Below are 15,687 nucleotides of genomic sequence, written 5' to 3'. Positions count from 1 at the left end.
ACATGAAGTCATTAGCGAAATTAAAGTCTGCACCTGGTATTTGGATGACAGATTCACCTATACCAGAAGTAGGTCATAACGATCTGCTGATCAAAATTAAAAAAACCGCTATTTGCGGTACCGACATTCATATTTATAACTGGGATGAATGGGCACAAAAAACGATTCCTGTCCCTATGGTGGTCGGCCATGAATATGCCGGTGAAGTGGTTGGCATGGGTCAAGAAGTACGTGGCTTTGCCGTGGGTGACCGCGTTTCTGGTGAGGGCCATATCACTTGTGGTCATTGTCGCAACTGCCGCGCAGGTCGCACACACTTATGTCGTAATACGGTTGGTGTCGGCGTAAATCGCTCAGGTTCTTTTGCTGAATATTTAGTGCTGCCCGCCTTTAACGCCTTTAAATTACCTGATGAAATTTCAGATGACTTAGCGGCTATTTTTGACCCCTTTGGTAATGCGGTTCATACCGCACTGTCGTTTGATTTAGTGGGCGAAGATGTGTTAATCACGGGTGCTGGCCCTATTGGTATTATGGCAGCCGCGGTGGCAAAGCATGTCGGTGCGCGTCATGTAGTGATAACAGACGTTAATGAATACCGTTTAGACTTAGCGCGTAAAATGGGTGCTTCTCGTGCGGTTAATGTCACTAAAGAAAAACTGACTGATGTGATGAACGATCTAGGCATGACTGAAGGCTTTGACGTGGGTATGGAAATGTCAGGGGTACCTATGGCGTTCATCGATATGTTAGACAAGATGAATAATGGTGGTAAAATTGCTATGTTAGGTATTCCTGGACAGGATATGGCGATTGACTGGAGTCAGGTTATTTTTAAAGGCTTAACCATCAAAGGCATTTATGGCCGTGAGATGTTTGAAACTTGGTATAAAATGGCCACTTTAATTCAATCAGGCCTAGATTTATCGCCGATGATCACTCATCACTTTAATATTGATGATTTTCAGCAAGGTTTTGATATCATGCGTTCAGGGCAATCGGGAAAAGTAATTTTAAACTGGGAAAAATAATGGCAAGTAGCGAAGAAGTTTTTAAACATATGCAAATCAGTGAACTGCATCAAACGTTAGCGAGTGATACGCATGTGGTGGTGGATATTCGTGATCCAGCTTCGTTTCAATCAGGGCATATCCCTAACGCTATACATTTAACTAATGATAGTTTAGCTGAATTTTTGCGTACCGCTGATTTTGACGCCCCTGTAGTGGTGTGTTGTTATCACGGTATTTCAAGTCAACAAGCGGCGCAGTTTCTGATCAGCCAAGACTTTACCGAGGTTTATTCTTTGGATGGCGGTTTTACTGATTGGCAGTTGCAACATCCGGATGCTGTTGCTCGCTAATGTTGCAACAAGCGCTAAGGCCCCTGGTAAAAGTCACACAACACAATATTGCCTTACTGTTTTGCAACTACCTGAACACAGTTGATGTTCAGGCGCAGGTGCAAAATGAAGAGGCAGGTTTTGTTATCTATTGCCAAGCTGATCAATATGATTTTGCTCAACAAGAGTTTGAGCAATTTATCGCTGAGCCTTACCAAGCTAAATATCAGCAAGCCGCCTGGCAAAATAGTCATGTGACAGAGCTTAACTCAAGTTCTCCTGCCTTATTGAGCAGTTTTAAAACCCAGTTTTTTGCTCATGCGGGTATGGTCACCTCAGTGGTTTTCATCTTATGTTGGTTGGTTTTTCTTGCCAGTAATTTTGGTTGGGGCAATACAATATTTCATTATTTACAATTCTACCCACAACTAAGCTTTGATGCGGTATTACAAGCACCTCATCGGTTAATTGGGCCCGCTTTTTTTCATTTCTCATGGTTACATCTTATTTTTAATACTATGTGGTGGTGGCAATTGGGTGGTTCTGTTGAGCAAGTGATGGGAAAAGCTAGCTTAGTCAAGTTACTGATTATTTCTGCACTGGTGTCTAATGTTGGGCAATTTTTTGTTGATGGACCCAACTTTGGTGGTTTATCGGGCGTAGTATATGCATTGGTTGGCTATGTATGGTGGCTGGGCTGGTTGCAGCCAGAAAAAGGTCTATCACTGCCTAAAGCCATTATTGGCTTTATGTTGTTTTGGTTATTATTAGGTTATACCAACTTAATGCCAATTAATGTCGCGAACACCGCACATTTATTAGGTTTGCTCAGTGGTTGTTTACTGGCTTATATTCACGTTTTACAAGATAAAAAACACACTAGCTGATATGAGTAATACCTGCTGCATTAATTAGGCTAATTGACTTTATATGTAGGGAACATCGCGAAAGGTAAGATATTTATTTAATCACTCGTGTGAGTAATGATTAAATAAATATCGAAATTGTCACTTATTTTAAGCCATAACTCACACAGTGAATAAAATAGCTGTGCATGTGTTTTCATCAAACACTCTGGGTATTAATGATGGGGATTTGATTGAGTAGCCTTTAGTTATCTAACCATTGAGTGAATAACAATTTTTTAATTAATGGCTTACCTGTTTCTTCTGCTAATAATTGTTTAACTTTCTCTTCACACAAACGCTGTATTTCATGGCGACCATTGATTGATTTTATTTTTGACTCGGGTTGTTGACCAATAATATTAATAATGGCATCACGCAGCAAGGGTGCATGATGCTCAACAATCGTATAATTAACCGAGTCTTCAATCATCAACTCTACCGTTAGGCGAACATAGCCCATTTTTTTCTTAACGGCCACGTAATTAGTCACTATCGAAGGTTCAAAGCCAAAGTAAGCATAATCAGCCGCTTTGGCAAAAGACGAACTGAGCAGTACTAACATTAAAACAATGGATGTTTTCATACACTAAAACTCAAATGGGTTAATAAATTAACTATTTATAGTCAGACAGTAAATAGGTGATTGCGACTAAATGATAACCTGAATTTTGATCATACGTTGAGTTATTTAGCGATTTTTTGATCTGACGCTTATCTGACTGATAGCTAGCTAATATCAAACTGATACCTAACTAAATACCTAACTAATAGTACTGGCCTAAAATCGCTAATATCTACGGGCGTAAGTCAGTAGGGTAAGTCAGCATTATGCAATACGGGGAGTACACTGTATTTTTGTCATGCTAAACGCTATCATACGTCGTTTTTCGTTAAATAGTGTTCAAGTATGACAACAGAGCATGTATTATTTCCTGTGCAAATGGTCGCAAACTGGCAGCCACCAGAAAACTTTACCCTGCCCATTAGCTTACGCGATTGGTTACTCGATCCTAGTTCATTAACCGCACGACTGAAATGCCATGGTCAACAATTTCGTGTCGAAGTGCTAGGCCAATGCATACAAGCCTGTGATGCGGTTGAAGCCAATGATGATATTACCGCGGGCGAGCAGGTGTTGGTTCGCGAAGTATTATTGTATTGTGACGATATTCCACAAGTATTCGCCCGAAGTTTATTGCCTTTAAGCTCTTTAACCGGTGCTCAGCAAGAGTTAGCGCATTTGGGTACGCAATCTTTAGGGCAGGTATTATTTAACCATCCCGATTTACGGCGCAAAAAAATTCAAGTGGCGGTGTTTGACCAAGATTCTAGTGTGATTAATCTCGTCAATTATTTAACCTTAAAAAATACTCAACAAGCCCTTTGGGGCCGTCGTTCGGTTTTTGTACTTGATGATAAACCCTTAATGGTGGCAGAAATATTTTTACCTAATGCCATTGCCTATCAAAAATAAAAGAGTATTGCTTTGAGTGACTTGAAGAAAAAAATAATTGCTATCACACAAATTACCCGTATGGATAAGCCCATTGGCACTTACTTGTTGCTTTGGCCAACTTACTGGGCCTTATGGATTGCTTCTGATGGTTGGCCGTCATTACATATGCTAGTAGTGTTTAGCCTAGGTGTTTTTTTTATGCGCAGCGCCGGTTGTATTATTAATGATTATGCCGACCAAAAAATTGATGGTGCCGTTAAACGTACGCAAAATCGGCCGTTAGTCACTGGCGCTTTGTCGAGTAATGAAGCCTTGCAGTTGTTTGCAACCTTCATTTTACTGGCTTTTGCCTTAGTGCTAACCTTAAGTAATTACACTATTATGCTATCTGTCGTGGCGGTTATATTAGCGGCCAGTTATCCGTTTATGAAACGTATAACCCATTTTCCACAACTAGTGTTAGGCGCAGCCTTTAGTTGGGGCATGATTATGGCTTTTGCCCAAGAGCAAGGTCAAATACCGGTTACCGCTTGGCTTTTATTTACCGCCAACGTTTTATGGACTACCGCATACGACACTATGTACGCTATGGTCGATCGTGATGATGACTTAAGAATTGGCGTAAAATCGACAGCGATCGTCTTTGCTGAACGTGATAAACGTATTATCTTATTTTTACAATTAATGACCTTAGGCTTATTATTTACCGTTGGTGATATTTTAGCCTTTGGTTGGCCTTTTCAGTTGTCATTAGTGATTGCTGCAGGCTTTTTCTGCTATCAACAAATTTTAATTGCCGGCCGTGACCGTGACCGTTGCTTTCAAGCTTTTTTAAATAATCATTATGTCGGTTTAATTGTCTTCATCGGTGTGATGGTTGAGTATTTATAAGGTTTTTAAGTGGCTTTGCCTGTGCTAGCTACATACCCTAAATCCTTTTATGCGCCGCTCCTGCACATCCATGTGCTCACGGCATACCGTACATCCTGATATGCGCCGCTCCTGCGCATCCATGTGCTCGCGGCATACCGTACATCCTGATATGCGCCGCTCCTGCACATCCATGTGCTCGCGGCATACCGTACATCCTGCACATAAAAAAGTCCTAGCGTTATAAAACGCTAGGACTTTTTTAATCATTAATCACTTTACACTCAAAGTGTTTGTCAGTATTACCTTAAGGTAAGTAGCTACTGCCCATTAAGTAAGTATCTACTTCACGAGCGCAACGACGACCTTCATCAATAGCCCAAACAATTAAACTTTGACCACGGCGACCATCACCGGCAGCAAACACGCCTGGCTTGCTAGTAGCAAATTTATCGTATTCTGCCGCTATGTTGGAGCGATTGTCTTGCTCAAGGCCGAACTGCTCAATCAAGCCACCTTCAGGACCCATGAAGCCCATAGCGATGAGTACGATATCAGCCGGAATAACTTTTTCGCTGCCAGCAACTTCTTGTGGAAACATTTGGCCCTTGTCATTGCGCTGCCAAGTTATATTAACCGTATGAACCGCTTTAACATTACCTTGGTCGTCACTTTCAATTTTTTTAGTCATCACTAAATATTGACGAGGGTCTTGACCTTGAACGGCAATCGCTTCTTTTTGACCATAATCAACCAACAAACGTTTTGGCCATTCTGGCCAAGGATTGTCTGCACTACGTTGCCCTGGAGGACATGGCATAATTTCTAGTTGAATAGCGCTTTGGCATTGATGACGTAATGAGGTGCCAATACAATCAGTACCGGTATCACCACCACCAATAACCACGACATTTTTGCCTTGAGCATTAATGTACTGGCCATCTTTATGTTCGCTGTCGAGTAAGCTTTTAGTATTCGCTTTCAAGAAGTCCATAGCAAAATGAACACCCTTAAGTTCACGACCTTCAACCGGTAAATCGCGCGGTACGGTTGCGCCAACACATAGCACAACAGAATCAAAATCGCTTTCAAGTTGTGCTGCACTAATGTCTGTACCCACTTGGGTATTAGTGACAAAAACTATGCCTTCTTCAGCTAAAATATCAACACGACGTTGCACTAGCTCTTTTTGCAACTTCATATTGGGGATACCGTACATGAGCAAACCCCCGATACGATCAGCGCGCTCATAGACAGTAACCATATGACCCGCTTTATTCAGCTGCGCCGCGGCAGCTAGCCCAGCAGGGCCTGAGCCAATAACAGCAACAGTTTTACCGGTACGCGCTGATGGCGGCTGGGCAACGACCCAACCTTCTTTAAAGGCATGATCAATAATTTCTTTTTCATGCAGCTTAATCGCTACTGGGTCCGCATTGATACCCAGTACACAAGCCCCCTCACAAGGTGCTGGACATACTCGCCCAGTAAACTCAGGGAAGTTATTAGTTTTATGCAATAACTCGATGGCGTCTTTCCAACGTCCTCGGTAAATCAAGTCATTCCATTCAGGAATAATGTTGTTAACCGGACAACCCGCCACTACCGGAGCAAACTCTGATTTCGCTGACTGACAAAATGGCACACCGCAGTCCATACAACGAGAAGCTTGCTGCTCAATATCGGCCAGTGGTATTTCTTCATAGACTTCAAGCCAATCAATTAAGCGCTCGCTTGGATCGCGTTCAGTTGGCAAGGCACGACCTACGTTGATAAATCCTGTTGGATTTCCCATAATATATTCTCCTTGGCAGCTTAAGCTTTTGCGCTAGCTATGTTGTTTAAATGGATATCGAATGCTTGAACGGCTACGTCATATTCTGACTCGAACTTACCGCTTTCACGTACGTCATTCATGTAGCCTTGCATACGCTTGTAATCAACTGGCATAACTTTCACGAAACGCTTAACGCTGTTGCTCCAATCGCTCAATAATGCACTGGCAACATCTGAGCCAGTAGCGTCAAAATGCTGAGTAATTAAGGCTTTTAATTCGAGACTTTCAGCCTCGGTATCAACCGTTTCTAATGAAACCATTTCCATGTTGCATTTAGGGGCAAAGTCATTGTTCTTATCAAGGACATAAGCGACACCACCCGACATACCCGCCGCGAAGTTACGACCTGTTGTGCCTAGGATAACGGCTTTACCGCCCGTCATGTATTCACAACCGTGATCACCAACACCTTCAACAACGGCGGTAGCACCCGAGTTACGCACACAGAAACGTTCGCCAGCAATACCACGTATAAAAGCAGTACCTGAGGTTGCACCGAAGAAGGCAACGTTACCAATTAGGATGTTTTCACTGGCTGAAAATTTGGCTTGTTTGCTTGGGTATACCACCAGGTTTGCACCCGACAGGCCTTTACCAAAGTAATCATTGGCATCGCCTTCCAGTTCAAAATGCAGGCCTTTAGCTGAGAAACAACCAAAACTTTGACCCGCTGAACCGTTGAACTTCACCTTAATGGTGTTTTCTGGTAAACCTTCAGCATGATATTTTTTAGAGATTTCATTAGAAATCATCGCGCCAATCGTTCTATCGGTATTGATAACATCATATTCAAGAGAAACGCTTTTCTGACTATCAAGCGCGGCTTGCGCATCTTTTATCATCTTGCGATCAATAATATCGTCAATCAGATGTTTCTGATTAATTGATTGATAAAGTGTTTCGTTCTCATCGCACTCTACTTTGTGCAATAACGGCGTTAAATCAACACCTTTGTATTTCCAATGGTCCACATTTTCAAGTTGCTTAAGACACTGAGTCTGACCCACCATTTCCTCAATACTTCTAAAACCTAACTCAGCCATGATTTCACGTAAACCTTCCGCCATCATGGTAAAGAAATTCACTAAAATATCGGCACGACCGGTAAAGCGCTCTCGCAGGCCTGGATCTTGTGTTGCTACGCCAACAGGACAAGTATTTAAATGACACTTGCGCATCATGATACAACCTTCAACCACTAACGCAGTAGTTGCCATGCCGTACTCTTCTGCACCAAGCAAGGTAGCAATCGCTAAATCGCGCGGTGTTTTAAGTTGACCATCTGTTTGTACGGTAATTCGGCTACGCAGTTTATTACGTACCAAAGTTTGATGGGTTTCAGCCAAACCAAGTTCCCACGGCAAGCCGGTATGTTTAATTGAACTCAATGGTGAAGCGCCTGTACCGCCATCGTGACCGGCAATCAACACCACATCAGCATAAGCTTTGGCCACACCTGATGCGACCGTACCCACACCGGCTTCAGAGACTAATTTAACGTTAACACGGGCATCGCGGTTAGCATTTTTAAGATCAAATATAAGCTGCGATAAATCTTCAATAGAATATATATCATGATGTGGTGGCGGTGAAATCAAGCCAACACCGGGTGTTGAACCACGTGTTTTACCAATCCAAGCATCAACTTTATCACCCGGTAACTGACCACCCTCACCCGGTTTAGCGCCCTGCGCCATTTTGATTTGTAACTCATCAGCATTAGCTAAATAATGACTGGTCACGCCAAAACGACCCGAAGCAACTTGCTTGATGCGCGAATTCATCGAGTCGCCATTTTCTAACGGCGTAAAACGAATCGGGTCTTCACCACCTTCACCGCTGTTGCTCTTACCACCAATACGGTTCATTGCAATAGCTAGCGTAGTATGTGCTTCCCACGAGATTGAACCAAATGACATAGCGCCAGAGGCAAAGCGTTTGAAAATGTTTCCAATCGGTTCAACTTCACTTAATGGAATGGAAGCGCGATCACTACTAAATTCAAGTAAACCACGTAAGGTAAAAGCTTCTTTACTCTGATCATCCACTGTTTTGGTGTATTGCTTAAATTGATTAGTATCGTTACTGGCGGTTGAATGCTGCAGTAAACGAATAACCGTTGGGCTAAATAGATGACGTTCGCCATCATGACGCCATGAATACTCACCACCGGTTGGCAATAAGTTTTCAATGGCAATACGACTCGCTTCAGGGAAACCTTCACGATGGCGTAATAGCGCTTCTTGAGCGATTTGATCTAGGCTTAAGCCTTCGATGCGACTGACAGTACCCGTAAAATACTTATCAACAACTTCAGCGTTAATACCCAAGGCCTCAAAAACTTGCGCACCTAAATACGACTGTAATGTTGAAATACCCATCTTAGAGAAGGTTTTCAATAAACCACTACCAACGGCTTTAGTATATTTGTCGGTGATTTGCGCGTTTGATAATTGACTATCAAGTACGCCTTCATCACGTAAACCATACATACTTTCTAGTGCTAAGTAGGGGTTTACCGCTGCTGCGCCATAACCAATAACGGTGGCAAAATGGTGCGTCTCACGAATATCAGCAGATTCAAGAATAATATCAGCGTAAGAGCGTAAATTTTCACGAATTAAATAATGATGCACAGCTGCGGTTGCTAATACCGATGGAATAGCGACATGGTCGCTGTCAACTTCACGATCACTTAGTATTAATAAGGCATAACCGTCTTCAACCGCATTTTTGGCGTATAAGCAAACCCGATCCAGTGCATTTTTAAGCGCACCAGCTTTACCACTCGCTTTAAACGTAATACTAATAGTTTTTGATTGCAGATGATCATTATCAATATGCTGTAACTTTCGTAATTGCTCGTTGGTCAGTACTGGTTGCTCAATTTCAACTTTATGACAATGCGCGGCGGTTTCTTCTAGTAAGTTAAGTGACTTACCGATATAACCACGCAATGACATCACTAACTCTTCACGAATCGGATCTATGGGTGGGTTAGTCACCTGAGCAAACAACTGCTTAAAATAATGTGATAATTGCTGTGGACGATGTGACAGTACGGCTAATGGCGTATCTGTGCCCATAGCGCCTAATGGCTCTTTCGACGTGCCCACCATGCCGGCCAGTATTAAGTTAAGATCTTCACTGGTATAACCAAAGGCTTTTTGTATTTTACGCAATTCTGCTAAGGGCGGCTGTGCAATAGAAGCCGCTGATACCGGTAATTGATCTAACTCAATTTTATTTTCTGCTACCCACTGACCATAAGGCTGTGCTGAGCTAACTTCTTGCTTTACTTCGTCATCACTAATGATGCGACCTTGCTTTAAGTCAGCAATGAATATTTTACCCGGTTGCAAACGACCTTTTTCCACCACGGTTGATTGATCAACACACAAGGTGCCCGTTTCAGAGCCCATGATTAAGGTACCATCGTCAGTTAACAAGTAACGCGAAGGACGTAAACCGTTACGATCTAGCGTGGCGCCAATAATATTGCCATCGGTAAACGATAACGAGGCTGGGCCATCCCACGGCTCCATAATACAAGCATAATACTCATAAAATGCGCGTTTGGTCGCATCCATATCTGTTTGCGTTTGCCATGCTTCTGGCACCATCATCATCATGACTTGCGCTAGCGAACGTCCACTTAGCACCAATAACTCAATGGCCATATCAAGGTTGGCAGAGTCAGAGTTATCGTTATTACAAACTGGATTCAACATGTTTAATTCAGCAGGGCTAAAATTAACTGAACTAAACAATGCTTCACGGGCATTCATCCAGTTGATGTTACCGCGTACTGTGTTAATTTCACCATTATGGGCGATATAACGAAACGGTTGCGCACGACGCCAAGCAGGAAAAGTGTTGGTTGAGAAACGTGAGTGGAACATCGCCATACCAGAGATAGTTCGCTCGTCTTGCAGATCAAGATAATATTGGCGAACTTGCTGCGTGGTAAACTGGCCTTTATACACAATTTTAGTTGACGACATTGAGGTAACATAAAACTCGTCACGTTCTTCGGCAATAGTGGCATTAATTTTATGCGAAGTGTATTTGCGCAAAACAAACAACTTGCGCTCAAATTCTTGTGCTGTTAGTTTTTCTGGCTTGGCAATAAACACCTGTTCTATGTTCGGCTCGCTGTCAAGTGCCGCAGCGCCTAACATAGAGTTGTCACCTGGGACATCACGATAACCTATCAAGGTTAATCCCAGGTCAGTAATATTTTGGTTTAATATGCTTTTACACGCGTCACTTTGCGCTTTTGAGCGCGGAAAGAAGATCATGCCGACGCCGTAATCTCCAGCATCGGGTAAGGTAAAACCTAGGCTTGCAACTTCTGCGCTTAAAAAATCATGAGGTATTTGAATAAGAATACCGGCACCGTCACCGCTTTTCACGTCAAAACCTGTACCACCACGATGTTCCATACAGCTCAACATAGTGAGTGCATTGTCAATAATATCGTGAGATTTTTTACCCTTTAGGTTGGCAACAAAGCCAATGCCACAACTGTCATGTTCAAACTCGGCGCGATAAAGGCCTTGGGGTTTTTTACTCATATCATTCATTACTCATTCCTATTTCATTAAGCGATTGCTATTAGCTAAATTGTCTTTGCTAATTAAGTCATCTACTTTTAATGCTCAAAGTGTGCGCTACTGATCCTTCAGATTATTACTTTGAATTTCTTGAACATCTATCGCAAAACTTCTACTGAGTTTTTATGAGACGATATGCCATTAATGAAAATCATTATTTAAAGCGGCCGGGAAAATTATCTGTAAAATGGCTCTGAGTCAACTCTAATGTGAATTTATATTCTGATTATTTGCATATACATAGTGCTAAATTGATATTAAAAACTATTTACACTTACCCTCAAAGTCTTTAAATTTAGTTTTATCAAGACACGTTAGCTAATTTATTTTTTTATAAGATACTCTTTATATTGCATATATAGTTTAAATTTAGCTTAACTGCAAAGAAAAGCATTATATTTTTACAAGGGTTTTATTCATTAGAAGTTGTCTCACTTTAAGGCATTGCCTACTAATATGATTTGGGGGTAATAAAAGTAACGCTCAGCCAACCAAGTCATATTTTGGCTATATTTTCGTCTTTGCAGTTGTCGCCATGAGACTAATTTTAACCTTTTTGAGTGTTTTTTTGCTTATCCCCCCGACATCTAGCTTAAATTTTGATCGGCTATAAGCACTAAAAAGTTAGCGGTTCAGAATAAACATATGACATTTCGGCACAAAAAATCAACTGTAAGATAAAATTTATATTGGCTACATTAGCCAAAATAAAAGCTAAGGTGATATTAATAGCCAACCTTATCTCAGTAAGGCAAGGGTAATCGCGAGTCAGTTCAATATAAACTTTTTCATGCTCAGTGCAGCAGTGCAAAAATCCCAATAAATGATTACCAGCCAGCAAGGGCTAAAACTTAATCAGCTTAATGCTAATAGCCCAGCTTATATAAAGTAGTAACAGCTAATGGTAGAGGTCGATGTAGATGTAGATGGTCAGCTTTGGCTACTAGGGTGAAACATCATCAAGAAAGGTTTTTAAAATAAAACTAAGTAGGTTAGCAGTCCATGTTAGGGTGAAATAGTCGCCTTAAGTGCTGATGTTCAGACCATGGCAAATCCACGGCCAAAAAAGCAGACAAGATGCTTTTTACAGTTAAGGCCATTAAAACGATTACAAGCGACAACACACCGCCTATTGGGGTATGCCATTAACTAGAACATCGATTGCATTAGCGCCTTTAGCCGTGAGCCTAAAACAGCAACAGCAGCGTCACTTCCACCTTTGCCGATTAATGAGGCCTATCAGCTTGCGGCTTTACCACGTTATGAGTTAGACATTTAAGCCTTTTTCAAACCTTATCCACCCGCATAATGGGCTACTTGCTGTTAACACAACGAACGGTTGTAAAAAGCAATATAGCGGCTAGTACTAGCAAATAGCACTAGCGGACAATGCTTTGTAGAACCTCGATATCAACTAAATTACTCGCTGAGCTTTTTAATAAGCCTAGCGTGCTGCTATCCACTAACTTATCGTTGTCATCTAACAGGATATAGCCTTGATTTTTCATCGCGGTAATTAATGTTGCTTGCGCCTTTTTATCAATAAATTCAGGCGCATTGATATTGTTTAATACGGATAAACGTTGAGCAATAGCCACTACTTTTTCATTTAACTCAAGCTTTTTAATGGGTGCTAATTGACTCAGTAGTGAGGTAATAATGGCAACACGTTGCATAGTTTCATTAACACATTCTGCTATTAAACGTATTTTTGCCCGACTTTCATCGCCACTGCTTAATGACCAAATACCGGCTTTGCTTTGTGTTGCAATGCCCTCTTGTGCCAAAAACTGACAAACAGCTTCTACTTGTTGCGCAACGTCATCGGCTGATTGCCATAAAAATAAATCTGTTTTTAATAATGCTATTAAGCGCTGAACTTGACCAAGTAAACTGTCTTGACTAATTTTTGCGTTGCGCTCTAGTAAACGACAAACCAGTGATGGCAATATAAAGGTGTGCAAAATATTGTTGCGATAGTAACGCAGCTCCAAGATTGCACTATCAGTTAAAGAAATAATTTCACCAAAACTGTCTTGGTTTACCGTCACTTTATTGAGCAAAATTACGTGCTCTAACAATGCTGCACCGCTGTCATCTGGTATGGTTAATTCAACATGGTATGGCGCAAAACGTTGCATGGCGATGAAAAAATCAAGTTGGCTGACTAACTCTGTTTTAGATAAGGCTTTATTTTCTGTTGCATGTAAAATCAGTGATACTAAAGCAACGCCATTTAATGCCGCGCATTGGTTAATTGAGGTCATAACTTGCTGTGCTAATAAGTTAACACTGGGGTTTAGCCATTTAGGTTTTTGTGGATCAATGGGGTCAATGGCTTGTTTCCAATCAGGTACCTGATTATTTAGAAACTGATTAACATTAATCGGCTCACCAAAGTTAACGTAGCCTTTACCATAGTTACGCAAATTTCGTATCGCTTTAATCACGCCAAATATCGACTCACCCTTTTTTTGGCTGCCACTCAATTCTTTATGATAAGTGCCCACTTCCATCACGTGTTCATAGCCAAGATAAACCGGCACTAAGGTTAATGGTCGGTCAATACCGCGCAGCATACTTTGAATAGTCATGGCAAGCATACCGGTTTTTGGCGACAGTAATCGACCTGTTCGGCTACGTCCACCTTCAGAATAATATTTAACTGGGTAGCCCCGTTCAAAAAGTAAACCTAAATATTCACGAAAAATAGTGGAATAAAGCCGATTACCCTTAAAGCTACGACGAATAAAAAAGGCGCCGGCTTTTCTAAAAATAGGCCCCGCTGGCCAAAAATTTAAATTAATGCCGGCCGCGATGCGTGGCGTGACTAAGCCTTGTTGAAAAATCACATAAGTGAGTAGTAAATAATCCATATGGCTGCGATGACAGGGCACGTAGATAATTTCATGCCCTTCTTGCGCTAAGTTGCGCAAGCGTTCAGCTTTATTCACTTCGATACCGCTATACAGGCGATTCCATAACCAACCCAGAATGCGTTCGCCAAAACGTACCGTCACATCACGATAATCACCGGCAATTTCATCCATGATTGCTAAGGCCTGCTTTTTAGCTTGTGCTTCAGTGATATTTTTATTTTTTGCTTCTTCACTGATCACACGTTTTATCGCGGGATTGACGATTAAATTAGCGAACATTTGTTGACGATGCATCAGTCTGGGCCCTGTGGCCGCAATAATTTGTCGATGAAAGTGAAAACGTGCAATGCGCATTAATTTTCGCGCACTGACTTCATCACTACCGTGCTTATCTGCCATATGGCGAAATGAAATAGCGGCACTAAAGCGCACCAAGGTATGGCGGCCTAAAAATAAAACAATGAAAAATTTGCGTAACCAGTTGGGTGATTCTTGATCGGCTAACAGCGTACCCACATTAGTATTGTTTTTTTCTTTTGTCGGAGTACGTCCCCAAATTACATTGGCTGGAATAAGTAGCGCGTCTAGTTTTTCATTATTAGCGTGAGCATTAAGCAATTCAAACCCTTGCGCTATTGCCGTAGTTTTTGTTGATTGGCGCCAATAAAATAATGCCGTGGGTTTTTCCAAAAACAGCAAACGTGACAAGATTTGACCATCAACATTCACGGGCGCTAATGGGTCAGGCAGATGGGCTTTTTTACAAGCGGTACGTAACGATAAAACATCGCTGGCCGATTGATGACGTAGCACATAAAATACCGGTTGCTCAGTGGTTAATTGGCCTAGATTAATGATTTCATCGGCAACCACTTTGCAATGCACGAATAACTTTATCGGTAAACGTAGTAATAAATAAAATAATTTACGAATGGCTAACATCTTGTTTACTCAGCTTTATTTGATCGTTTATTGTAACACTTAGCTTAAAAGTTGTCTCTTATACTAAGACTAAATTTTGGCTTGCAATGCACGTTCTTAGCGGCTAATAATTAACTGCTAAAAGTACTCAAACCAAGTACCATAATGAAATATAACGAATTTATTGAAATGAAGTCAAAATATAGCTTCATTTAGCAAAGAGGATTTTTTATGCAAAATAGCGATCTATTACCGAAAATTGCCATATTTGTTGATGTACAAAATATTTATTACACCACACGAGATACTTTTCAACAGCAATTTAATTATCGCGCGTTTTGGCAAAAAATCAGCCAACAAGGTGATATTGTTTTGGCAAATGCTTATGCGATACAACGCAGTGACGACCAACAGCATAAATTTCAAAAAGCCTTAAAACATATCGGCTTTGATGTAAAACTCAAACCTTTTATTCAGCGGCGCGACGGCTCTGCAAAAGGTGATTGGGATGTCGGCATCGCCATTGACGTGATGGAGGCAGCAGCCGACGTTGATATCGTTATATTACTTTCAGGTGATGGTGATTTTGATTTGTTACTGAAAAAAATCATGTTACGCGACGGCGTAAAAACGCATGTTTATGGCGTCACGGCGCTAACCGCACAGTCATTAATTAATGCGGCGAGTGAATTTTTCCCTATTGATCGCCAGCTATTGTTGTAAGTTAATGTTATCGGTAGTCAGCTTGGCAATATTAAGTGTATGCTATGAGCCCAATGGCATCGAGTGCAAGTCAATACTTTTCAATGCCCCGTAAGTTAAGCGCCAACTTTAGCTAAATTTTCAATTCAGCGTTGA

Annotated in this window: 10 protein-coding genes; 6 read left to right on the top strand and 4 right to left on the bottom strand. The window is 41.4% G+C overall.

Annotated features, from left to right (window positions below; genetic code table 11):
- Nucleotides 1-2 precede the first annotated feature (2 nt).
- The 3 genes from tdh to glpG are packed head-to-tail and all read left to right on the top strand — an operon-like array spanning nucleotide 3 to nucleotide 2,229.
- A complete protein-coding gene (tdh, locus tag H4J54_RS13075; RefSeq protein WP_182191329.1) occupies nucleotides 3-1,031 on the top strand; it encodes an L-threonine 3-dehydrogenase in 1,029 nt (342 codons plus the stop codon).
- A complete protein-coding gene (gene glpE / locus H4J54_RS13070; RefSeq protein ID WP_182191328.1) occupies nucleotides 1,031-1,363 on the top strand; it encodes a thiosulfate sulfurtransferase GlpE in 333 nt (110 codons plus the stop codon). Before tdh ends, glpE begins: the two co-directional genes overlap by 1 nt.
- Entirely contained in the window at nucleotides 1,327-2,229 is a 903-nt protein-coding gene (gene glpG / locus H4J54_RS13065; protein WP_259367013.1) for a rhomboid family intramembrane serine protease GlpG, read from the top strand. The genes glpE and glpG overlap by 37 nt, the downstream gene beginning before the upstream one ends.
- Before the next feature lie 223 nt (nucleotides 2,230-2,452).
- Here the strand turns inward: glpG and H4J54_RS13060 are convergent, their stop codons facing one another.
- On the bottom strand, nucleotides 2,453-2,833 hold the full coding sequence (locus tag H4J54_RS13060; protein WP_182191327.1) for a flagellar basal body-associated protein FliL: 381 nt from the start codon (nucleotides 2,831-2,833) through the stop codon (nucleotides 2,453-2,455).
- 324 nt (nucleotides 2,834-3,157) lie between these two features.
- Here H4J54_RS13060 and H4J54_RS13055 point away from each other — a divergent pair, with 324 nt between their 5' ends.
- Nucleotides 3,158-3,724, top strand: coding sequence for a chorismate lyase (locus tag H4J54_RS13055; protein ID WP_182191326.1), 567 nt, complete (start codon nucleotides 3,158-3,160; stop codon nucleotides 3,722-3,724).
- Between the two features lie 12 nt (nucleotides 3,725-3,736).
- Nucleotides 3,737-4,597: a 4-hydroxybenzoate octaprenyltransferase gene (ubiA, locus tag H4J54_RS13050; RefSeq protein ID WP_259367014.1), complete on the top strand. Its 861-nt coding sequence runs from the start codon at nucleotides 3,737-3,739 to the stop codon at nucleotides 4,595-4,597.
- A 286-nt stretch (nucleotides 4,598-4,883) separates the two neighbouring features.
- Here ubiA and H4J54_RS13045 read toward each other — a convergent pair whose 3' ends face one another.
- The 3 genes from H4J54_RS13045 to plsB all read right to left on the bottom strand — a co-directional run bounded on the left by H4J54_RS13045 (nucleotide 4,884) and on the right by plsB (nucleotide 14,850).
- Nucleotides 4,884-6,371: a glutamate synthase subunit beta gene (locus H4J54_RS13045; protein ID WP_182191325.1), complete on the bottom strand. Its 1,488-nt coding sequence runs from the start codon at nucleotides 6,369-6,371 to the stop codon at nucleotides 4,884-4,886.
- Nucleotides 6,372-6,391: 20 nt separating this feature from the next.
- Nucleotides 6,392-10,999 (bottom strand): glutamate synthase large subunit, encoded by a 4,608-nt coding sequence (gene gltB / locus H4J54_RS13040; protein WP_182191324.1) that lies wholly within the window; start codon nucleotides 10,997-10,999, stop codon nucleotides 6,392-6,394.
- Between the two features lie 1,409 nt (nucleotides 11,000-12,408).
- Nucleotides 12,409-14,850, bottom strand: a complete 2,442-nt coding sequence (plsB, locus tag H4J54_RS13035) for a glycerol-3-phosphate 1-O-acyltransferase PlsB (protein WP_182191323.1) — start codon at nucleotides 14,848-14,850, stop codon at nucleotides 12,409-12,411.
- Nucleotides 14,851-15,060: 210 nt separating this feature from the next.
- On the opposite strand from plsB, the gene H4J54_RS13030 reads away from it, so the two are divergent.
- Nucleotides 15,061-15,552: an NYN domain-containing protein gene (locus H4J54_RS13030; RefSeq protein WP_182191322.1), complete on the top strand. Its 492-nt coding sequence runs from the start codon at nucleotides 15,061-15,063 to the stop codon at nucleotides 15,550-15,552.
- The last annotated feature ends 135 nt before the right edge of the window (nucleotides 15,553-15,687 follow it).

Origin of the sequence: Colwellia sp. MB3u-8, assembly GCF_014076985.1 — a bacterium.
Lineage (GTDB): Bacteria > Pseudomonadota > Gammaproteobacteria > Enterobacterales > Alteromonadaceae > Cognaticolwellia.
This window is presented reverse-complemented; position numbering and strand designations above follow the sequence as displayed.